The 21,104-nt window shown below is 72.1% G+C and carries 17 protein-coding genes; 8 read left to right on the forward strand and 9 right to left on the reverse strand.

Annotated features, from left to right (window positions below; genetic code table 11):
- Positions 1 to 21: 21 nt before the first annotated feature.
- The 4 genes from AQJ58_RS05515 to AQJ58_RS05530 all read right to left on the reverse strand — a co-directional run bounded on the left by AQJ58_RS05515 (position 22) and on the right by AQJ58_RS05530 (position 4,843).
- Positions 22 to 1,704: an alkaline phosphatase D family protein gene (locus tag AQJ58_RS05515; protein WP_067245254.1), complete on the reverse strand. Its 1,683-nt coding sequence runs from the start codon at positions 1,702 to 1,704 to the stop codon at positions 22 to 24.
- Positions 1,705 to 1,799: 95 nt separating this feature from the next.
- Positions 1,800 to 2,612, reverse strand: a complete 813-nt coding sequence (locus tag AQJ58_RS05520) for a thioredoxin domain-containing protein (protein ID WP_067245831.1) — start codon at positions 2,610 to 2,612, stop codon at positions 1,800 to 1,802.
- Between the two features lie 97 nt (positions 2,613 to 2,709).
- The gene (locus AQJ58_RS05525) at positions 2,710 to 3,411 is read right to left on the reverse strand and encodes a hypothetical protein (RefSeq protein ID WP_067245255.1); all 702 of its coding nucleotides are present in this window, start codon (positions 3,409 to 3,411) and stop codon (positions 2,710 to 2,712) included.
- Between the two features lie 106 nt (positions 3,412 to 3,517).
- Positions 3,518 to 4,843, reverse strand: coding sequence for a DUF2252 domain-containing protein (locus AQJ58_RS05530; RefSeq protein WP_067245257.1), 1,326 nt, complete (start codon positions 4,841 to 4,843; stop codon positions 3,518 to 3,520).
- 204 nt (positions 4,844 to 5,047) lie between these two features.
- On the opposite strand from AQJ58_RS05530, the gene dnaE reads away from it, so the two are divergent.
- Positions 5,048 to 8,587, forward strand: a complete 3,540-nt coding sequence (gene dnaE / locus AQJ58_RS05535; protein ID WP_067245260.1) for a DNA polymerase III subunit alpha — start codon at positions 5,048 to 5,050, stop codon at positions 8,585 to 8,587.
- Between the two features lie 91 nt (positions 8,588 to 8,678).
- Here the strand turns inward: dnaE and AQJ58_RS43735 are convergent, their stop codons facing one another.
- Positions 8,679 to 8,843 carry a hypothetical protein gene (locus AQJ58_RS43735; protein ID WP_199844526.1) on the reverse strand — a complete coding sequence of 55 codons (165 nt, stop codon included), beginning with the start codon at positions 8,841 to 8,843 and terminating at the stop codon, positions 8,679 to 8,681.
- A gap of 224 nt (positions 8,844 to 9,067) precedes the next feature.
- Between AQJ58_RS43735 and AQJ58_RS05540 the strand changes: the two genes are divergently transcribed.
- From AQJ58_RS05540 to AQJ58_RS05555, 4 genes are all read left to right on the forward strand, one after another.
- Positions 9,068 to 10,288: an NYN domain-containing protein gene (locus AQJ58_RS05540; RefSeq protein ID WP_067245261.1), complete on the forward strand. Its 1,221-nt coding sequence runs from the start codon at positions 9,068 to 9,070 to the stop codon at positions 10,286 to 10,288.
- Positions 10,289 to 10,461: 173 nt separating this feature from the next.
- The gene (locus tag AQJ58_RS05545; RefSeq protein ID WP_067245832.1) at positions 10,462 to 11,436 is read left to right on the forward strand and encodes an ABC transporter ATP-binding protein; all 975 of its coding nucleotides are present in this window, start codon (positions 10,462 to 10,464) and stop codon (positions 11,434 to 11,436) included.
- A gap of 109 nt (positions 11,437 to 11,545) precedes the next feature.
- Positions 11,546 to 12,367 (forward strand): ABC transporter permease, encoded by an 822-nt coding sequence (locus tag AQJ58_RS05550; protein WP_067245263.1) that lies wholly within the window; start codon positions 11,546 to 11,548, stop codon positions 12,365 to 12,367.
- A 34-nt stretch (positions 12,368 to 12,401) separates the two neighbouring features.
- Positions 12,402 to 13,100: a DUF2567 domain-containing protein gene (locus AQJ58_RS05555; RefSeq protein WP_067245265.1), complete on the forward strand. Its 699-nt coding sequence runs from the start codon at positions 12,402 to 12,404 to the stop codon at positions 13,098 to 13,100.
- 101 nt (positions 13,101 to 13,201) lie between these two features.
- On the opposite strand, the gene ybaK is transcribed toward AQJ58_RS05555, so the two are convergent.
- The 4 genes from ybaK to AQJ58_RS05575 all read right to left on the reverse strand — a co-directional run bounded on the left by ybaK (position 13,202) and on the right by AQJ58_RS05575 (position 17,900).
- A complete protein-coding gene (gene ybaK / locus AQJ58_RS05560) occupies positions 13,202 to 13,705 on the reverse strand; it encodes a Cys-tRNA(Pro) deacylase (RefSeq protein WP_067245266.1) in 504 nt (167 codons plus the stop codon).
- A 35-nt stretch (positions 13,706 to 13,740) separates the two neighbouring features.
- Positions 13,741 to 14,481, reverse strand: coding sequence for an LON peptidase substrate-binding domain-containing protein (locus AQJ58_RS05565; protein WP_067245268.1), 741 nt, complete (start codon positions 14,479 to 14,481; stop codon positions 13,741 to 13,743).
- Between the two features lie 11 nt (positions 14,482 to 14,492).
- The gene (locus AQJ58_RS05570) at positions 14,493 to 15,539 is read right to left on the reverse strand and encodes a hypothetical protein (RefSeq protein ID WP_067245270.1); all 1,047 of its coding nucleotides are present in this window, start codon (positions 15,537 to 15,539) and stop codon (positions 14,493 to 14,495) included.
- Positions 15,540 to 16,322: 783 nt separating this feature from the next.
- Positions 16,323 to 17,900 carry an oxidoreductase gene (locus tag AQJ58_RS05575; protein ID WP_067245835.1) on the reverse strand — a complete coding sequence of 526 codons (1,578 nt, stop codon included), beginning with the start codon at positions 17,898 to 17,900 and terminating at the stop codon, positions 16,323 to 16,325.
- Positions 17,901 to 18,058: 158 nt separating this feature from the next.
- Between AQJ58_RS05575 and hisD the strand changes: the two genes are divergently transcribed.
- Genes hisD through hisB form a run of 3 tightly spaced genes read left to right on the forward strand, consistent with a single transcriptional unit; the run spans position 18,059 to position 21,104 of the window.
- Entirely contained in the window at positions 18,059 to 19,408 is a 1,350-nt protein-coding gene (hisD, locus tag AQJ58_RS05580) for a histidinol dehydrogenase (protein WP_067245271.1), read from the forward strand.
- Positions 19,405 to 20,514, forward strand: a complete 1,110-nt coding sequence (locus tag AQJ58_RS05585; RefSeq protein WP_067245273.1) for a histidinol-phosphate transaminase — start codon at positions 19,405 to 19,407, stop codon at positions 20,512 to 20,514. The genes hisD and AQJ58_RS05585 overlap by 4 nt, the downstream gene beginning before the upstream one ends.
- Complete coding sequence (hisB, locus tag AQJ58_RS05590) at positions 20,511 to 21,104, forward strand: imidazoleglycerol-phosphate dehydratase HisB (RefSeq protein ID WP_055632936.1); 594 nt, start codon at positions 20,511 to 20,513, stop codon at positions 21,102 to 21,104. Before AQJ58_RS05585 ends, hisB begins: the two co-directional genes overlap by 4 nt.

Genomic DNA, 21,104 nt, shown 5'->3' on the forward strand with positions numbered 1-21,104 from the left:
ATCGGGCCGGATCGGGCCGGCTCAGACCGGGTCGTACGTCCGCTCGACCTTCTGGGTCCCGCTGCGCGTGCGGTACGAGCGGGACCAGGAGGAGGTCGCGGTGGCGCTGGTGCGGTCGGACAGCACGTAGTAGTCCATCTGCGCGCGGTCGGCGGTGATGTCCAGGATGCCGTAGCCGTGGCGGTCGGTGTCGACGAAGTGGACGTGCCGGTTGGCGGCCCGGATGAGCGGCGAGGCGAGGGCGGTCAGCGTGCCCTCCGGGACCTTGACGATGTCGTCGAGGTTGTCGGAGGTCACCGAGGTGACCACGAACTCCGTGGCGGCGGACGCCGACAGCGGGTACGTCCCGGCGTCCACCGGCACGTCGTTGGCCCACGCCATGTGGATGTCGCCGGTCAGGAAGACGGTGTTGCCGATGGCGTTCGAGCGCAGATGGGCCAGGAGTTCGCGGCGGTCGTCGGTGTAGCCGTCCCACTGGTCGGTGTTGAGGCCGATGCCCTCCTGCGGCAGACCGAGCAGCTTGGCGAGCGGCTTGAACAGGTCGGCGGAGAGGGAGCCGACGGCGAACGGCGAGATCATCACCGAGTTGCCGACCAGCCGCCAGGTGGTGTCGGACGCCTTCAGCCCGGCCTTCAGCCAGTCGAGCTGGGCCCGGCCGGTGATGGTGCGGTCGGGGTCGTCCACCGAGCCGTTGCCGACCTTGACCTGCTGCGAGCGGAAGGATCGCAGGTCGAGCAGGGAGAGGTCGGCCAGCTTGCCGAAGCGCAGTCGGCGGTAGGTGGTGCCGGCGATCGCCGGGCGGACCGGCATCCACTCGAAGTAGGCCTGCTTGGCCGCCGCCTGACGGGCCGTCCAGGCGCCCTCGGCGCCCTCGGTGTGGTTCTCGGCGCCGCCCGACCAGGAGTCGTTGGCGAACTCGTGGTCGTCCCAGATCGCGACGACCGGCGCCTTGGCGTGCAGGGCCTGGAGGTCGGGGTCGGTCTTGTACATGCCGTGCCGGGTGCGGTAGTCGGCCAGCGTGAGGATCTCGTGCGTGGGCGAGATCTGCCGGACGACCCTGCCGCGCGCGGCGTACTCACCGGTGCCGTACTCGTAGATGTAGTCGCCGAGGTGCAACCAGGCGTCCAGGTCGCCGCGGGCCGCGAGATGGCGGTACGAGGAGAAGTAGCCCGCCTCCCAGTTGGCGCAGGAGACCACGCCGAAGCGCAGACCGGCCACCGTGGCGTCCGCCGCCGGCGCGGTGCGGGTGCGCGCCACCGGGGAGTTCGTGCCACCCGCGGTGAAGCGGAACCAGTAGTCGGTGGCCGGGGCGAGGCCGCGGACGTCCGCCTTGACGGTGTGGTCGGAGGCGGCGGTCGCGGTCAGGGAGCCCCGGCTGACGACGTTCGTCAGGGCCTTGTCGGTGGCGACGACCCACCCGACCTCGGTGTCCGGGCCGAGCCCGGAGCCCGGTACCGCCTCGGCGGTGGGCGTCACCCGTGTCCACAGCAGGACGCCGTCGGGCAGTGGGTCGCCGGAGGCGAGACCGTGCAGGAAGGCCGGGGCCTCGGCGGCCGCGCGGGCGGGTATCGCCGCGGCGAGCGGTCCGGCCAGGACGGCCGTCGCCGCCGCGGCCTTGACGACCGTACGGCGGCGGGGGGACAGCGAGTCGGCGCGCTCTGACGGGGTGTCGGCGCTCTCGGCTGATCTGTGTCGACTGGTCACGGGCGATGAGATTACTGACCAGTACGACGAAAGAGCGGGCGAACATGAAAAGTTCGCCCGCTCTTCGGCTGCGCGTTCTGCGTCCGCGCCCCGGGCTAGCCCTTGAGGGCCGCCGTGATCGCCGTGGTGAAGTCGGCGACCGTCATCGGGGCGTTCTTCCCGCCCGGACCGGTCAGCGTCTTGCCGTCCATCTTCAGGGTCGGGGTGCCCGAGACGCCGCTGGCGTCGAAGGTCTTCGACATCTCCAGCGCCCAGCGGTCGTAGGTGCCGTTCTTCACCGCGTCCTGGAACGCGGTGTTGCCCTTCAGCTCCTTGACGGTGTCCGCGACCTTGATGAGGTAGGCGTCGTCCTTGAACTTGTCGGTCGTCTCGTCCGGGTGCCACTTCGCCGAGTACATCGCGGTCTTGTACTCGAGGAACGCCTCGGGGCTGACGTTCAGCGCGGCGCCCAGGGCGCTCAGCGCGTTCTTGGAGCCCTCACCGGTGAGGCTGCGGTCGAGGAAGGTGGCGCCGACGTACTGGATCTTGAACTTGCCGGCGTCGAAGTCCTTCGTCACCGTCGCGCCGACGGTCTGCTCGAACTGGGCGCAGACCGGGCAGCGCGGGTCCTCGTACATCACGAGGGTCTTCTTGGCGCTCGCCTTGCCGAGGACGACCGTCGTGCCGTTCTTGCCGCTGGTGTTGGCCGGCTCGACCAGCTTGGCGGTCTTGGCCTCCTCCCAGTAGCTGGGCTTGTTGGCCTGGACCACGGCGTAACCTATGCCGCCCGCCGCGGCCAGCACGCCGACCGCCGAGGCGGCGACGATGATCTGCCGCTTGGCCTTGGCCCGCTTGGCCTGCTTCTCGCGCTCGATGCGCAGCCGCTCCCGGGCCGCCGTCTTCGCCGCCTGGGTGTTCCGCTTGCTCATGTCGGTGTTCTCCATCGGGGACGCGCACGCTCGTGCGCGGATACGTGTGAGGGACTGCTCGTGCTCGGCGTTCTCGGGTGTCGCCGGGGCGTGCCGCTCAGGCGGCGAGGGCGAGGGCGGACGGGCGCGGTGGTCCGCGCCGGCCCAGGGAGTGCACGAGGGTGAGGTCCCGGGCGATGGCCGTACGGTGCGCGGGCCGCGGCAGGCGGCGGGCCGCCGGGGCGCGTCGTACGGTCACGGCACGGACCGCGAGGAGCAGGGGCCGGAAGGTGGTGGCCCCGGCCGCCCGCAGCAGTTGCCCCAGCGCCCGCTCGCCCCGGCGCAGCCAGGCGGCCGCGATCAGGCCGACGGTGAGGTGCGCGGCGAGCAGCAGCCAGGCGGTGACCGGGTCGGTGTGGGCCATCAGCCCCGCGAGCCGGTCGGGGTCGGCGCCGGTGACCCGGGCCAGCGGGATGCCGACCCGGCTGCCGTCCCCGCACAGCACGTCCCAGCCGACCGCGGCCAGCGGGCCGGCGACCGGGCCGCCGGCCCGGCCGTAGCAGACGTGCTGGCCGGTGGTGAAGATCGTGTCGGCCGCCAGCTCCAGCGGGATCAGCGCGGCGGCGATCCGCCCGAAGCCGCACTCGCGGCCCGCGAGGGCGTGGGCGAGGACGAACACGGCGGCCGCGACGGCGGCCACCGTGTTGAACGGCAGCGGGGCCCGGGACAGCAGGACGTGCGACGCGGTGCTGAGCGTCACGACGACCGCCGTGAACAGCGCCGCGCGTACGGCTCTGAGTCTGGTCCCGGATATGTCCATTGCGCTGGAAGTGTGTCACGCCCTCCCGTAAGGGACCCCTAAAAGGTCCCTGTGAGAACGCCGACTGTTAGAGACCTGTTGCCGACGCCCCCTCTCGGGGCCGCCGTCACAGGCCGGGGATGCGGCCGTTGCGGAACAGGTCGACGAAGATCTGGTGGTCGGCACGGGCGCGGGCGCCGTAGCTGTGCGCGAAGTCCACCAGGAGCGGAGCGAAGCCCTCCTCGTCGGCGGCGATGGCCGCGTCGATGGCCCGCTCGGTGGAGAACGGCACCAGGGACTCGCCCGAGGTGTCGTCCGCCGCGGCGTGCATGGTGGCGGTGGCCCGCCCCAGGTCGGCGACGACGCCCGCGATCTCCTCCGGGTCGTCGATGTCGCCCCAGTCCAGGTCCACGGCGTACGGCGAGACCTCGGCGACGAGCTGGCCCGCGCCGCCCAGCTCGGTCCAGCCCAGCCACGGGTCGGCGTGCTGCTGCAGGGCGCGCTGGGAGATCACCGTGCGGTGGCCCTCGTGCCGGAAGTAGTCGCGGATCGCCGGGTCGGTGATGTGCCGGGAGACCGCCGGGGTCTGGGCCTGCTTGATGTAGATCACGACGTCGTTCTCCAGGGCGTCGCTGTGGCCCTCCAGGAGGATGTTGTACGACGGCAGGCCCGCCGAGCCGATGCCGATGCCGCGGCGGCCCACGACGTCCTTCACCCGGTAGGAGTCGGGGCGGGCCAGGGAGGTCTCCGGCAGCGTCTCCAGGTAGCCGTCGAAGGCCGCGAGGACCTTGTAGCGGGTGGCCGCGTCCAGCTCTATGGAGCCGCCGCCGGGCGCGAAGCGGCGCTCGAAGTCACGGATCTCCGTCATGGAGTCCAGCAGCCCGAAACGGGTCAGGGAGCGGGCGTCGCGCAGGGCGTCCAGCAGCGGGCCCTCGGCGGTGTCCAGGGTGAACGGCGGGACCTCGTCGCTCTTGGCACCGGTGGCCAGGGCGCGCATCCGGTCGCGGTACGCGCCCGCGTACACCCGCACCAGCTCGGTGATCTGGTCGTCGCCGAGCGCCTTGGCGTACCCGATGAGGGCGATCGAGGCGGAGAAGCGCTTGAGGTCCCAGGTGAAGGGGCCGACGTAGGCCTCGTCGAAGTCGTTGACGTTGAAGATCAGCCGTCCGGTGGAGTCCATGTACGTGCCGAAGTTCTCCGCGTGCAGATCGCCGTGGATCCACACGCGCGAGGTGCGGTCGTCCAGGAACGGCCCGCCCCGCTTCTCGGCGTCCAGGTCGTGGTAGAAGAGCGCCGCCGTGCCCCGGTAGAACGCGAACGCCGAGGCCGCCATCTTGCGGAACTTCACCCGGAACGCGGCCGGGTCGGCGGCCAGCAGCTCGCCGAACGCGGTGTCGAAGACGGCGAGGATCTCCTCGCCGCGGTGCTCGTCGTTGAGCTGCGTGACCGACATCGCGGTTGCCTCCTGGTGCATACGTGTACGACAGCGTTTCTGTCGACTCCAACGGGCGGGGCCGTGCGAACGTGCCCGCGACGACCCCCGTGTGAAGGTACGCGGGGATGCCGCTTCCGTGTCAGTGGCGAGGCATAGACTTCGACGCTGACCCCCGGACTGTCCGCCCGCCAGTCGTCGAGTGTTTCCCTTGGAGGCCACGCCGTGTCGAAGCCGCCGTTCACGCACCTGCACGTCCACACCCAGTACTCGCTGCTGGACGGTGCCGCGCGGCTCAAGGACATGTTCAACGCGTGCAACGAGATGGGCATGACCCACATCGCCATGTCCGACCACGGCAACCTGCACGGCGCCTACGACTTCTTCCACACCGCGAAGAAGTCCGGGATCACCCCGATCATCGGGATCGAGGCGTACGTCGCGCCCGAGTCGCGGCGCAACAAGCGCAAGATCCAGTGGGGCCAGCCGCACCAGAAGCGCGACGACGTCTCCGGTTCCGGCGGTTACACCCACAAGACGATCTGGGCGGCGAACGCGACGGGCCTGCACAACCTCTTCCGCCTCTCCTCCGACGCCTACGCCGAGGGCTGGCTCCAGAAGTGGCCGCGCATGGACAAGGAGACCATCGCCAAGTGGTCCGAGGGGCTCATCGCCTCCACCGGCTGCCCCTCCGGCGAGCTCCAGACCCGGCTGCGCCTCGGCCAGTACGACGAGGCCCTGAAGGCGGCCGCCGACTACCAGGACATCTTCGGCAAGGACCGCTACTTCCTGGAGCTGATGGACCACGGCATCGACATCGAGCACCGGGTCCGCGACGGCCTGCTGGAGATCGGCAGGAAGCTCGGCATCCCGCCCCTGGTGACGAACGACTCGCACTACACCTACGCGCACGAGGCGACCGCGCACGACGCGCTGCTGTGCATCCAGACGGGCAAGAACCTCTCCGACCCCGACCGCTTCAAGTTCGACGGCACCGGCTACTACCTCAAGTCCACGGAGGAGATGTACGCCATCGACTCCTCGGACGCCTGGCAGGAGGGCTGCGCCAACACGCTCCTGGTGGCGGAGCAGATCGACACCGCGGGCATGTTCGAGGCCCGCAACCTCATGCCGAAGTTCGACATCCCCGAGGGCTACACCGAGGTCACCTGGTTCCGCGAGGAGACCATGCGCGGCATGCACCGCCGCTTCCCCGAGGGCATCCCGGACGACCGCATGAAGCAGGTCGAGTACGAGATGGACACCATCATCTCGATGGGCTTCCCGGGCTACTTCCTCGTCGTCGCCGACTTCATCATGTGGGCCAAGAAGCAGGGCATCGCGGTCGGCCCCGGCCGCGGCTCCGCGGCCGGCTCGATCGTCGCCTACGCCATGGGCATCACCGACCTCGACCCGATCCCGCACGGTCTGATCTTCGAGCGGTTCCTCAACCCCGAGCGCATCTCGATGCCCGACGTCGACATCGACTTCGACGAGCGTCGGCGCGTCGAGGTGATCCGGTACGTGACCGAGAAGTACGGCGCCGACAAGGTCGCCATGATCGGCACCTACGGCAAGATCAAGGCCAAGAACGCGATCAAGGACTCCGCGCGCGTGCTGGGCTACCCGTACGCGATGGGCGACCGCATCACCAAGGCCATGCCCGCCGACGTCCTCGGCAAGGGCATCGACCTCAACGGCATCACCGACCCCTCGCACCCCCGCTACAGCGAGGCGGGCGAGGTCCGCGCGATGTACGAGAACGAGCCCGACGTGAAGAAGGTCATCGACACCGCCAAGGGCGTCGAGGGCCTGGTCCGCCAGATGGGTGTGCACGCCGCCGGCGTGATCATGTCCAGCGAGACCATCACCGAGCACGTTCCCGTCTGGGTGCGGCACTCCGACGGCGTGACCATCACCCAGTGGGACTACCCGAGCTGCGAGTCGCTCGGCCTGCTGAAGATGGACTTCCTCGGCCTGCGCAACCTGACGATCATGGACGACGCCGTCAAGATGGTGAAGTCCAACAAGGGCGTCGACATCGACCTGCTCGCCCTGCCGCTCGACGACCCGACGACCTTCGAACTGCTCCAGCGCGGTGACACCCTCGGCGTCTTCCAGTTCGACGGCGGCCCCATGCGCTCCCTGCTGCGCCTGATGAAGCCCGACAACTTCGAGGACATCTCCGCCGTGTCGGCGCTCTACCGTCCCGGCCCGATGGGCATGGACTCGCACACCAACTACGCGCTGCGCAAGAACAAGCTCCAGGAGATCACCCCGATCCACAAGGAGCTGGAGGAGCCCCTGGAGGAGGTCCTCGCGGTCACCTACGGCCTGATCGTCTATCAGGAGCAGGTGCAGAAGGCCGCCCAGATCATCGCCGGCTACTCGCTGGGCGAGGCCGACATCCTCCGTCGCGTGATGGGCAAGAAGAAGCCCGAGGAACTGGCGAAGAACTTCACCATCTTCCAGGCCGGCGCCCAGAGGAACGGCTACAGCGACGAGGCGATCCAGGCCCTGTGGGACGTCCTGGTCCCGTTCGCCGGCTACGCCTTCAACAAGGCCCACTCCGCCGCGTACGGACTGGTCTCGTACTGGACCGCCTACCTGAAGGCGAACTACCCGGCCGAGTACATGGCCGCGCTGCTGACCTCCGTCAAGGACGACAAGGACAAGTCGGCGATCTACCTCAACGAGTGCCGCCGCATGGGCATCAAGGTGCTGCCGCCGAACGTCAACGAATCGGTGCACAACTTCGCCGCCCAGGGCGACGACGTGATCCTCTTCGGCCTGGAGGCCGTCCGCAACGTCGGCACCAACGTCGTCGAGTCGATCATCAAGAGCCGCAAGGCCAAGGGGAAGTACGCCTCCTTCCCCGACTACCTGGACAAGGTCGAGGCGGTCGCCTGCAACAAGCGCACCACGGAATCGCTGATCAAGGCGGGCGCGTTCGACACACTCGGGCACACCCGCAAGGGCCTCACCGCCCAGTTCGAACCGATGATCGACAACGTGGTCGCGGTCAAGCGCAAGGAGGCCGAAGGCCAGTTCGACCTCTTCGGCGGCATGGGCGAGGAGGAGAGCAACGAGCCCGGCTTCGGCCTCGACGTGCAGTTCACCGAGGACGAGTGGGACAAGACCTACCTGCTCGCCCAGGAGCGGGAGATGCTCGGCCTCTACGTCTCCGACCACCCGCTGTTCGGCCTGGAGCACGTGCTGTCCGACAAGGCGGACGCGGGCATCGCCCAGCTCACCGGCGGCGAGCACGCGGACGGCGCGGTCGTCACCATCGGCGGCATCATCTCGGGCCTCCAGCGCAAGATGACCAAGCAGGGCAACGCCTGGGCCATCGCCACCGTGGAGGACCTCGCGGGCTCCATCGAGTGCATGTTCTTCCCGGCGACCTACCAGCTCGTGTCGACCCAACTCGTCGAGGACGCCGTCGTCTTCGTCAAGGGCCGCCTCGACAAGCGCGAGGACGTGCCCCGGCTCGTCGCGATGGAGCTCCAGGTCCCCGACCTGTCCAACGCGGGCACCAACGCGCCGGTGATCCTCACCATCCCGGCCACCCGGGTCACCCCGCCGATGGTCAGCCGGCTCGACGAGATCCTCACCCACCACCGGGGCGACAGCGAGGTCCGCATCAAGCTCCAGGGCCCGACGAAGACGACCGTCCTGCGTCTGGACCGGCACCGGGTCAAGCCCGATCCGGCGCTGTTCGGCGATCTGAAGGTGCTGCTCGGCCCGTCCTGCCTGGCGGGCTGAGACCCGGGCCTGACCACGAGCGCGAGGGGCGCGTCCGGAACCGGACGCGCCCCTCGGTGTGCCTGGGCCGCAACAGCCCGCTGGGTGGGCGTCAGTTGTGCCCGAACCGCTTCTGCCGGCCCTTGCGGGCGATGTCGGCCGGGGTCACCTGGGAGATCCGCTGTTCGGCCTGCTCCTGCATCGAGGACTGCTGGGCCTGCTGCTGACCACGCTCGGACTGCGGCTGTTTACGGTCCTGCTTCTTGTTCTTGGCCATGGGGATCTGCCTCCTGCGGGGGATGTAGGGACCAGAACCGCGACCAGATTCACATAGGCTGACTTAAGGCGCATTTCGGATAATTACCGTCCGTGACAGGGGTTCTCGGAGCGCATCGCCCCGAAACGCCACGCCGAAGATCGAGTTCGGGCCGTTAACCCCCGCACGGTCGGGCAGACTCGAAGGAAGCCCGAAGCAAACCTCCCGGGAAGAGGGTGAGTCGTGTGGACCGCTGCATCGTCCTGGTGGACGCCGGGTATCTGCTGGGGGCCGCCGCGAGCCTCCTCGCCGGGGAGCCCTCACGGTCCCGCATCACCGTCGACCACTCCGCCCTCGTCCAGGGGCTGCGGGAACAGGCCGAGTCGGACACCGAACGCCCCCTGCTGCGCATCTACTGGTTCGACGGCGCCCCCGACCGCGTCCCCCAGCCCGAACACCGCAGGCTGCGCGTGATGCCCCGGGTCACCGTCCGGCTCGGCGCCCTGACCCGCAGCGACGGCCGCTGGGCCCAGAAGGGCGTCGACGCCGCGATGCACGCCGAACTGACCGAACTGGCCCGCAACCGCGCCTGCTCCGACGTGGTCCTCGTCACCGGCGACGGCGATCTGCTGCCCGGCATGATGGCCGCCAAGGAACACGGCGTCGCCGTCCACCTGTGGGCCGTCCAGGCCGCCGACGGCGACTACAACCAGTCCGAGGACCTGGTCGCCGAGGCCGACGAACGCCGCGTCCTGGACCGTACGTGGATCACCAAGGCCGTACGCGCCAAGGAGCTGGGCGGGGTGTGTGCGCCGCCGCCCGTCCCCCGGCCCGAGATCGCCGCGATCCTCTCCGCGCCACTGCCCGACACCGGGCTCGCCCCCGCCGCCGAGCGGCCCGCCGAGGAGACCGAGCACGCCGGCGCGGACGCCTCCGACCGCTCCGGCGCCCCGCAGCGCGTGCCCGCCACCAAGGGCGTCCCCACCCCCAAGGACCTGGCCGCGCTGCGCGCCCCCGGCAGCCACCCCGCCCCGCACCCCGCCACCGCCACCCTGCGCTGGTCCTCCGACAAGGGCTGGGTGGACCGGCCCGGTGCCGTCGCCGAGCCCCCCGAGGTCTCCGCCATGCCGACGCTGGCCCAGCTGACCACGGCCGAGCAGCGCTGGGCCGACCGGGAGGAGGACATCACCACCGTGGGCGGCGACCCGTTCGAGGTGGGACAGGTCTTCGCCCGGCGCTGGATGGGGCGCCTCGGCGACCAGGGCCACCTCCAGAAGCTGTCCGGCATGTACCCGCGCATCCCGCACCGCATCGACGGCGAGCTGCTCCGGTACGCGGCCCGCTTCGGACTGCTCGCGCACAAGGACGACCAGATCGACGAGCACGACCGCTACGCCATCCGGGCGGGCTTCTGGCGCGAGGTCGACGTCCGCACCGCCGCCGAGCACGCGCCCGCCGGGGACTGACGGCCCCCGGGACGTGTCCGCGGGATCCCGACGGGCCGGGCGTCGCGGGGCGGGCCGGGCGTCGCGGACACGGCCCGGGGCGGCCCCGAGGACGAGCGAAGCCCGCCGACCCCGTAGGCTCGTCCCTTGTGAGTACGCGCGCGACATCGGCCATCCGGCACCCGGACGAGGTCGTGTGTGCCGTGCGCGGACTGACCAAGACCTATCCGGCGGTACGGGGCCGGCGCGGCACCCCGGCGACCGCCGAGGTACGGGCCACCGACGGGGTGGAGCTGGACATCCACCGCGGCGAGATCTTCGGGCTGCTCGGCCCGAACGGCGCCGGCAAGTCCACCCTCGTACGGCAGCTCACCGGGCTGATGCGGCCCGACTCGGGCACCGTGGAGATCCTCGGGCACGACATCGTGCGCCACCCCGAGCGGGCCGCGCGGATCCTCGCCTACCTCGGCCAGGAGTCCACCGCCCTCGACGAGCTCACCGTCTCCCTGGCCGCCGAGACCACCGCACGGCTGCGCGGCCTCGACGTACGGCAGGCCCGGCGGGAACGGGACGCCGTCCTCGACGAACTGGGGCTCACCCCCCTCGCCGGCCGCACGCTGCGCAAGCTGTCCGGCGGACAGCGGCGGCTGGCCTGCTTCGCGTCCGTGCTAGTGGGGGAGCGGCCCCTGCTGGTGCTCGACGAGCCGACCACCGGGATGGACCCGGTCGCGCGGCGCGCCGTGTGGTCGGCCGTGGACCGGCGGCGCGCCGAGCGCGGCACGACCGTCCTGCTGGTCACCCACAACGTCATCGAGGCCGAGACCGTCCTCGACCGGGTCGCCGTTCTCGACCGGGGCCGGGTCATCGCCTGCGACACGCCGGCCGGGCTCAAGGAACAGGTGGCCGGCGAGGTCCGGGTCGAGCTGGTGTGGCGGGAGCGGGCGCCGCTGGACGTCCCCGAGGTCGCCGCGCTGCGCGAGCGGGCCGTGGAGTCCGGGCGCCGCTGGACGCTGCGGCTGGCCCCCGACGAGGCCCGCGCGATCGTCGCCACCGTCACCGGCGGCGCCGCCTTCGCCGCCCTGGACGACTTCACCCTGGCCACGCCCAGCCTGGAGGACGTGTACCTGGCCCTGGGCGGGGCCGCGCGGCAGGGGCTGGTGCGGGCATGAGCGGTCTGAGCAGCGCGGGCCCGGAGGCCGTATGGTCCCTGGGGCCCGTACGCTCCGCAGGGGGAGTGGGGGACGGTATGAGAGCCGCAGGGAAGAGGAGCAGCGCCACGTGAGTGTCGTACCCGCCGGGGTTCTGCCGGGCGGCGCCGGGGCCGTCACCGGCGCCGTCCGCGCGGCCGCCGAGCTGGGGCCGCGCGCGCGGCTGTGGCCGTCGCTCGTGGCCATGTACCGGGCGCAGCTCTCCCGCGCGCGGGTGGCGCGGATCCCGCTGCTGTTCGTGGCGACCTTCCAGTCGGTCGGCATCCTGATCATGATGCGCGGTGTCGTGGACGGGGGCAGCGAGGCGGAGGCGGTCGTCGCGGGCTCCGCGGTGCTCGTCGTCGCGTTCGTCGCGCTCAATCTGCTCGCGCAGTACTTCGGGCAGCTGCGGGCGAGCGGCGGGCTGGACCACTACGCCACCCTGCCGGTGCCGCCGGCGGCCGTGGTGCTGGGCGCGGCGGGGGCGTACGCCTCCTTCACCGTGCCGGGGACGCTGGTGACCGCGGTGTTCGGGTGCGTGCTGTTCGGGCTGCCGCTGACGCATCTGTGGGTGCTGGCGGCCGTGATCCCGCTGGCCGGGGCCGCGCTGTCCGGGCTGGGCGCCGCGTTCGGGCTGCTCGCGCCGCGGCCGGAGCTGGCGACCGTGCTGGGGCAGCTGGGGATGTCCGCCGCGCTGCTGCTGGGGGTGCTGCCGCCGGACCGGATGCCGGAGGCGGTGCGGTTCGCCCGGGACCTGCTGCCGTCGACGTACGGCGTGGAGGCCTTCGCCCGCACCTTCGGGGCGCACCCGGACTGGGCGCTGGTGCTCGGGGACCTCGCCGTGTGCGCCGGGGTGGGCGTCGTCTCCCTGGCCGTCGCCACCTGGGCCTACCGCCGGGCCGCCGTCCGGTGACGCGCGGCACGGCCGGGCCTGGCACGATGTCAGGGTGACCGCACCGCTGACTCCGCCTCCGCCACCGCACGAACCGTCCCCGCCGGGGGCCGCCTGGCCGCCTCCGCCCGGAGGGCCGCTGGGTGTGGCGGCCGTGCCGCAGGACGCCGCGTACGGACAGGACGGGCCCGGGATGAAGACCGAACTGCGGGAGGCCGCCGTGGTGACGGTGGCGGTCGCGGTGGCCGGGGCGCTGCTCGGGGTGCTGTGGAAGTACCTGGCGCCCTCCGTTCCGCTGGTGGGGGACGTCGTGAACGGCGGGTGGGTCGTCTACCTCAAGGACACCGAGGGGGAGCAGGCGATCGGGGTCGACGGGACGTTCACCCTGCTCGCGCTGGCGTTCGGGGCCGTGAGCGCGGCCGTCGTGTTCGCCTGGCGGCGGCGCGGGGGCGTGCCGCTGGTGGTGGCCCTGGTGCTCGGGGGGCTGCTCGGGTCGGTGCTGGCATGGCGGCTGGGGGTGTGGCTGGGGCCGGGGTCGGACGTGATCGCGCAGGCCAAGGCCGCCGGCAAGAACGTGACGTTCTCGGCGCCGCTGAAGCTGGGCGCTCACGGTGCCCTGCTGGCCTGGCCGTTCGCGGCCCTGGTGGTCCACCTGGGCCTCACGGCGCTGTTCGGCCCCCGTGACCCGGACCCGTACGGCCAGGGGCCCACCCCGCCGGGGGGCTCCGCCGCCTGGACCCCCGACCGGCCCTGACTCAGGGGCTGTGATCGGGGCCCGGAGCGGGCCTCGTCCTTCGAACGCCGTACGGGCTCGATGAAGCCCGTACGGCGGCGGACAGCCCCCGGGGGGCTCTCTCAGCCGCGGCCGATCGGGGCCAGGACGGCCCCGGTCAGGGTGGCCAGGTCGGCCGGGGCGAGTTCCACCTCCAGGCCCCGGCGGCCCGCCGAGACGCAGATCGTGGAGTGGGCGGTGGCGGAGGCGTCGAGGACCGTGGGCAGCCTCTTGCGCTGGCCGAGGGGGGAGATGCCGCCCCGGACGTAGCCCGTGGTGCGTTCGGCCAGGGCGGGGTCGGCCATCGCGGCGCGTTTGCCGCCCACCGCCGAGGCCAGGGCCTTCAGATCGAGGGACCCGGCCACCGGGACCACCGCGACCGTGAGCGCGCCGTCCACGTCGGCCACCAGCGTCTTGAAGACCCGGTCGGGGGAGACGCCCATCGCCTCCGCGGCCTCCTCGCCGTAGGAGGGGTGGCCCGGGTCGTGGTCGTAGGCGTGGACCGTGAAGTCCACGCCCGCCGAGGTGAGGGCCACCGTGGCGGGGGTGCCGCCGGACTGCTGCTGCTTCTTCGGCTTCTTCGCCATGGGTTCGCGCGCCTTCGGGAATGCGGTTCGGCTGTTCAGTTGAGACTCGTCGGGCCGCGCGTCAGGTCCGACGCGGGCAGCGAGGGCAGGCTACGGATGATCGACGTCTCGGTGCGAAGGAGTCTCAGTTCGTCACGGAGCCGGGAGGCGGTGTCGGGGGCCTGGAGCAGGCGCTGCTTCGTGGGCGTGTCGAGCATCATCGCCGCGGCCACCAGGTAGGACACCACCCCGGGGTCGTCGGGCAGGTCGGCGCCGGTGGTCAGGGAGCGTTCCCGGGCGCCCGCCAGGCGTTTCTGGTACTGGCGGAAGGCCCGCAGCACCCCTTCGGCGAGCGCGCCGGCCTCGTCGCCCGGTGCCTCGGGCAGTTCCTCCAGTTCCGCCGTGAGGAACGGGCCCGAGGCGTCCACCGACACCAGGCGCACCCGCCTCGTGCCCGTCGCCAGGACCTCGAAGGTGCCGTCGGCGCGCTCACGGATCGTCGCGGCGTCGGCGACGCAGCCGGTGCCGTGGAAGGCCTTGAGGGGGTCCCCGCCGAAGCCGGCCGACGGGCCGCGCTCGGGCAGCGCGGTCTGGTCGGGCAGTCCCGGCGCGCTGGGCGCGACCTCGTGGCCGTCGCGGATGGCGACGACGGCGAACCGGCGCGGTTCGTCCTCGGAGGTCTTGAGCAGCTCGCGCATCATGGCGCGATAGCGCTCCTCGAAGACGTTCAACGGGAGCACCAGACCCGGGAACAGCACCGAGTTCAGGGGGAAGAGCGGCAGACGGACGGTGGTCACGGCGCAAAAGCCTAATGGTCGTCCGGGTGGGCGCGGTCGCCGTGCCCCTTTCGTGGCTGCCAGGGTTCGGGCACGGCCCGTCCGGTGTACACGGCCTCGCGCACCGCCAGGAAGTGGCCGAGGGGGTCGTCGGAGAGCCGGTTCCAGGGGAAGGAGGTGGCGTACGGGCCGATCAGAAGCAGCTGGACGAGGGCGTCGTCGAGGCGGCCGAGGCGGACCAGGACGTACACCAGCAGGTTGCGTATCTCGGCCGGCCAGGGGTCCAGGGACGGGAAGCGCGCCGACAGGGCCATCGCGCGGTCGGCCGCCGAGTCGAGTCGCTCGCGCGGCACCTCGGGGCCGCAGCCGTCGGTGAGATAGGCGAAGGCCGCCCGGGCCGGGAGCGCCTGGACCAGCGAGCCCGCCGGGGCGTCCTGGGCGGCCCGGTCGGCGAAGTCGAAGCACTCGCGGTGCGAACCGTGCCAGGACTCGGCGAGGTAGCGCTTGGCGGCGACGTGGCAGCCGTAGTGGTGCGGGGCGCGGCGCACCGCCGCCTCCCACAGTTCGCCGAAGTACTTGTGCCCGGCCCGCGCGCCGCGGGCGTGGTCCAGGGCGATCCGCCACGGGACCGGGTCGCCGTGGTCGCTCTGCGCGGCCGCCGTGATCAGCGGGCTCACCTCGCGCAGCAGTTCGGCCCGCGCCGGTGACAGCCACGCCCGGTCCACCGCGAGCTGGGCCGAGACCAGCAGCAGGTCGGGGTCGCGGGGGGCCGCGGCGCGCCACTCCTCGAACCACTCCGTACGGGAGTGCGCGAAGGAGGCCAGGCGGGTCACGTAGCGGTCCCGGTACTCCCACTCGGCCCGTTCCCGGGTGCGGGTGAGCAGGGCGGCGGCCGGTTCGTACGAGCCCCGTCCGGCCGCGACCAGGGCCGGCCCGAGCCGGTCGTCGGGCACATCGAGGAGCACCTCGTCGTCGGCGGGGAGCCCGGCGCCGGGGTGGGGGGCGGCGGTCGTCCGCGCCGCCCGCGAGGTGCGGGGGGCACGGATGAAGGGGGGCAGCAGAGCCATGGTGCCGCCCATTGAAAAGCCGCAGGTCGGCTTGCGCCAGAGGGTGCGGGCAAGCCCGGGAAAGTTGTACGCCGCCAGGTCAAGGAACCGCAAAAAGTGAGCCCTGTTCAGGGATTGTTCGTGCAGGGACGAGGGGGTTGTGTGGAGATTCGGCCATACGGGTTTCGGCCTGCCCGGACCGGCTCGGTCCCGCCCGCCGCAGCGGTCCCACGGCCCCGTCGGGGCTGTCGGAGTCACGCGGGCCTCACCGGTCCCGCAGCCCCGTCTTGGCCTGTCGCGTCACCCTGGCTGAAGCGGTCCCGCGGCCGTCGTCGGGGCTTGTCGTGTCACCCTGGCTGAAGCGGTCCCGCGGCCGTCGTCGGGGCTTGTCGTGTCACCCTGGCTGAAGCGGTCCCGCAGCCCCCGTCGGGGCTTGTCCCGTCACCCCCGCCGCACGGTCCCGCAGCCCCCGGTCGGGGCCGACCGCGGCACCTCCGTCGCACCGGTCCCGCAGTCCCCTCGGGGTCTGTAGTGTCACCCCGGCCGCACCGGACCCACAGCCCCCGTCGGGGCTTGTCCCGTCACCCCCGCCGCACGGTCCCGCAGCCCCCGGTCGGGGCCGACCGCGGCACCTCCGTTGCAACGGTCCCACAGCGCCGTCTCGGCATGTCCCGTCACCCTGGCCGCAGCGGTCCCGCAGCCCCGTCGAGGTCCGTCGTGTCGCTCCCGCCGCAGCGGTCCCGCAGGACCCGGTAGGGGCCGACCGCCGTCACCCCGCCGCGCCGGTCCCCGCAGCCCCGTCTCGGGCCGACCGCGTCACCCCCGTCGCAGCAGCCTCGTCGCCCCCGCCGCCACCGTCGTCGCCAGGACCCAGCCCAGCAGGATCAGCGCCGTCGACAGCCACTGCCAGCCCCCGGTGAGCTGCCACTGGCCGACCTGGCCCAGGTCGATCACCGGCAGCAGCAGGTCCAGGCTGAACAGGGCCGGGTTCCAGGGCGGGTGCCCGCCCGGGTTCACCGGGGGATGCGGGGCGTTCGCGAAGGCCAGGGTGCTCGCCGCCCACAGCACCGCCATCCACACCGCCGCCCGGCCCGGCCGGTACCCGTAGGCGACCGTCCAGTCCTGCGCGTAGCCCACGAGCTTCGCGGCCGGCGGCAGGGTCTCGCGGCGCCGGCGCTGCTTGGCGAGCAGCACCTCACGGGCGTCCTCGTCCTCGCCGCCCTCCCGTAACACCGTCGCCAGCCGTTCGTACGGCTCCGGCGCGTACTCCGCGGTCGCCGCCGCGATCCACTCCAGCCGCGCGGCCAGCGGGAACGGGCCCTGCGGCACCAGGTTCTCGTACGCGAAGCCGCCCATGTGCAGACTGCCCGGGCCCGGCCAGGCGCTCGCCCGGTCCACCAGGTTGATCACCCGGGCACCGGACAGCACCACCTTGCCGCGCCGCGGCCGTTCCCCGAGGAACCGCAGCTCGGGCGTCTGGACCCGGACCAGCGACAGCTCCTGGTCGTCCGTGAAGGTGAACCGCGCCCGCTCCAGGTCGACCGCGTCCCCGAACCGCCCGTCGTCCAGCCGCACCCCGCCCCGGCACTCGAAGCGCTGGATGCGGGTCCCGCGCGCGGGCGTCGTCCCGCTCAGCGCCTGCCGGCCCACGCCCGCCGGGGTCAGGTACAGCGAGCGCTCCACCGTCAGCTGCGGCGCGTTCAGCGCGAGCCGGGTGTACGGGTTGACCAGCCGGGCGCCCCGCAGACTCAGCGACACGCCGATCTTGGCGCTGCGCAGGCTCAGCTCGCCGTGCGACTCCAGCAGCTCCGCCTGGAAGTCCTGGCCGACCGTCATCCCGTCGGCGGCGATCGAGCGGCCCGTGCGGTCGCGGTACACGATCGCCTGGTTCAGCATCAGGTCCGTGCCGATGTGCGCGTCGGTGAGCCGTACCCCCTGCTGGAACCGGCAGCGGGGCAGATGCAGATCACCCTCGGTGTGCAGCCGGGCCGCCTCCAGCCGCGGCACCGCGCAGTCCACCATCCGCAGGGTCGTGAACCGTGCCTCCGGCAGCAGCACGTCCCGCTCGAACCGGCAGCGCCGCAGCTCGACGTACGGCACCACGGCGCCGCCCGCCAGGTCGAGGCTGCCGCTGATCCGCACCCCCACCAGCTTGAGGCTGGACACCCGGCCCGCCAGCGCGGGCGGGCCGGCCAGCAGCAGCCAGGCCACGATCCTGGCCCGCACGGTCCGCTCGCCGCCCCACGGATGCCCGCCGTGCGGATCGTCCACGACGGTGTCCCCGCTGCTCAGGTCGTACACGCTGCCGTTGCGGAAGGCCTGCCACATACCGGCCTCGGCGGCGGTCAGATCATCCGGGATGTCGCCCGAAGCCGCTCCGTCCCCTTCGGTCACCATCTGTCACCCCCCTTGGTCGTCCACGGCCCTTTGATGCCCTTGCGTGACCCCCCGGAAGCAAGACGTGAAGGTGATCTTCCGGGTTCCGGCCACGCTCCGTATCAGCCACTGATACGCGCGGACGGGGCCGGAAGCCGGTCTGAGAGAATTGCGGTGTGATCTCTCGAATCGATCTGCGCGGCGACGCCCTTCCCGAGGGCCCCGCCCTGCGTGACCTGCTGCCCCGAGCCGAGTTCGACGTTCAGGCCGCCCTGGAGAAGGTGCGTCCGATCTGCGAGGCCGTGCATCATCGGGGCGACGCGGCGCTGATCGACTTCGCCGAGAAGTTCGACGGGGTTCGGCTGGAATCCGTACGGGTCCCCGCGCGCGCGATCGCCGACGCGCTCGGGGCGCTCGACCCGGCCGTGCGCGCCGCCCTGGAGGAGTCCATCCGCCGCGCCCGGCTCGTCCACCGCGCGCAGCGCCGGACCACCCACACGACCCAGGTCGTGCCGGGCGGGTCCGTGACCGAGAAGTGGGTGCCCGTCGAGCGCGTCGGGCTGTACGCGCCCGGCGGCCGGTCGGTCTACCCCTCCTCCGTCGTGATGAACGTCGTGCCCGCGCAGGAGGCCGGCGTCCCCTCCGTCGCGCTCGCCTCGCCCGCCCAGGCCGAGTTCGGGGGCCTGCCGCACCCGACGATCCTCGCCGCCTGCGCCCTCCTCGGCGTCGACGAGGTCTACGCCGTCGGCGGCGCGACGGCCGTCGCGATGTTCGCGTACGGCACCGAGTCCTGCGCGCCCGCCAACATGGTCACCGGGCCCGGCAACATCTGGGTCGCCGCGGCCAAGCGCTACTTCACCGGCAAGATCGGCATCGACGCCGAGGCCGGCCCGACCGAGATCGCGGTCCTGGCCGACGCGAGCGCCGACCCGGTGCACGTCGCCGCCGACCTGATCAGCCAGGCCGAGCACGACCCGCTGGCCGCCGCCGTCCTGGTCACCGACTCCGTCGAGCTCGCGGACGCGGTCGAGAAGGAGCTGGAACCGCAGGTCGCCGCCAGCAAGCACATCGACGACCGGATCGTCCCGGCCCTCAAGGGCCGGCAGTCCGCGATCGTCCTCGTCGACGGCATCGACGAGGGCCTCAGGGTCGTCGACGCGTACGGCGCCGAGCACCTGGAGATCCAGACGGCGGACGCGGCGGCCGTGGCCGACCGGGTGAGGAACGCCGGCGCGATCTTCATCGGGCCCTGGGCGCCGGTCTCCCTCGGCGACTACGCCGCCGGCTCCAACCACGTGCTCCCCACCGGCGGCTGCGCCTGCCACTCCTCGGGCCTGTCGGTCCAGTCCTTCCTGCGCGGCATCCACATCGTCGACTACACGAAGGAGGCGCTGGCCGAGGTCGCGCACCACGTGGTCACACTGGCGGAGGCGGAGGACCTGCCCGCGCACGGCGCGGCGATCAAGGCACGTTTTGCCGGAGACGAACAGATCTCGCGTGGCTGGAAGGTACCGACGAGCAAGTGAACCTCGGAATCGACGATCTCCCCGTACGGGACGAGCTGCGCGGCAAGTCCCCCTACGGCGCGCCCCAGCTGGACGTCCCCGTACGGCTGAACACCAACGAGAACCCCTACCCGCTGCCCGAGCCGCTGGTCGAGCGGATCGCGGAGCGGGTCCGCGAGGCGGCCCGCGACCTCAACCGCTACCCCGACCGGGACGCCGTCGAGCTGCGCACCCGGCTCGCCCGGTACCTGACGGACACCTCCGGATACGCCGTCGGGCTCGCGAACGTGTGGGCCGCCAACGGCTCCAACGAGGTGCTCCAGCAGCTGCTGCAGACCTTCGGCGGACCGGGCCGTACGGCGATCGGCTTCGAGCCGTCGTACTCGATGCACGGACTCATCGCGCGCGGCACCGGCACCGGCTGGATCTCCGGGCCCCGGCGCGAGGACTTCACCATCGACCTCGCGGCCGCCGAGAAGGCGATCGCCGAGCACCGCCCCGACGTCGTCTTCGTCACCACCCCCAACAACCCCACCGGCACCGCGGTCCCGGCCGAGACCGTCCTCGCGCTGTACGACGCCGCACAGGCGGCCAAGCCGTCGATCGTGGTGGTCGACGAGGCGTACATCGAGTTCAGCCACGGCGACTCGCTGCTGCCGCTGATCGAGGGCCGGCCGCACCTGGTCGTCTCGCGGACGATGTCCAAGGCCTTCGGCGCCGCCGGGCTGCGCCTCGGCTACCTCGCCGCGCACCCGGCCGTCGTGGACGCCGTCCAGCTGGTACGGCTGCCGTACCACCTGTCGGCCGTCACCCAGGCGACCGCGCTGGCCGCCCTGGAGCACACCGACACGCTGCTCAAGTACGTCGAGCAGCTGAAGTCGGAGCGGGACCGGCTGGTGAGCGAGCTGCTGGCGATCGGCTACGAGGTCACGGCGTCCGACGCCAACTTCGTGCAGTTCGGCCGGTTCGCCGACGCCCACGAGGTCTGGCAGAAGATCCTCGACCGGGGCGTCCTGGTCCGCGACAACGGCGTACCGGGCTGGCTGCGGGTCACCGCCGGAACCCCCGAAGAGAACGACGCGTTCCTCGACGCGGTCCGTGAAGTCAAGAAGGAGCAGAGCGCATGAGCCGCGTAGGACGTGTGGAGCGCACGACGAAGGAGACCTCGGTCCTCGTCGAGATCAACCTCGACGGCACCGGCAAGGTCGATGTGTCGACCGGCGTCGGTTTCTACGACCACATGCTCGACCAGCTCGGGCGGCACGGTCTGTTCGACCTGACCGTGAAGACCGACGGCGACCTGCACATCGACTCCCACCACACCATCGAGGACACCGCCCTCGCCCTCGGCGCCGCCTTCAAGCAGGCCCTCGGCGACAAGGTCGGCATCTACCGCTTCGGCAACTGCACGGTCCCGCTGGACGAGTCCCTCGCCCAGGTGACGGTGGACCTGTCCGGCCGGCCGTACCTCGTGCACACCGAGCCCGAGAAGATGGCGCCGATGATCGGCGAGTACGACACCACGATGACCCGGCACATCCTGGAGTCCTTCGTCGCCCAGGCCCAGATCGCGCTGCACGTGCACGTGCCCTACGGGCGCAACGCGCACCACATCGTCGAGTGCCAGTTCAAGGCCCTGGCCCGGGCCCTGCGGTACGCCTCCGAGCGCGACCCGCGCGCGGCCGGCATCCTCCCCTCCACGAAGGGTGCGCTGTAA

It is taken from the genome of Streptomyces sp. DSM 15324 (assembly GCF_001514285.1).
GTDB lineage: Bacteria > Actinomycetota > Actinomycetes > Streptomycetales > Streptomycetaceae > Streptomyces.

Coding starts and splice junctions, on each gene's coding strand:
- AQJ58_RS05520 (WP_067245831.1), bottom strand. CDS start 2,612: ATGAGCAAGCGGAACACCCAGGCGGCGAAGACGGCGGCCCGGGAGCGG.
- AQJ58_RS05525 (WP_067245255.1), bottom strand. CDS start 3,411: ATGGACATATCCGGGACCAGACTCAGAGCCGTACGCGCGGCGCTGTTC.
- AQJ58_RS05530 (WP_067245257.1), bottom strand. CDS start 4,843: ATGTCGGTCACGCAGCTCAACGACGAGCACCGCGGCGAGGAGATCCTC.
- AQJ58_RS43735 (WP_199844526.1), bottom strand. CDS start 8,843: ATGGCCAAGAACAAGAAGCAGGACCGTAAACAGCCGCAGTCCGAGCGT.
- ybaK (WP_067245266.1), bottom strand. CDS start 13,705: ATGGCGAAGAAGCCGAAGAAGCAGCAGCAGTCCGGCGGCACCCCCGCC.
- AQJ58_RS05570 (WP_067245270.1), bottom strand. CDS start 15,539: ATGGGCGGCACCATGGCTCTGCTGCCCCCCTTCATCCGTGCCCCCCGC.
- hisB (WP_055632936.1), top strand. CDS start 20,511: ATGAGCCGCGTAGGACGTGTGGAGCGCACGACGAAGGAGACCTCGGTC.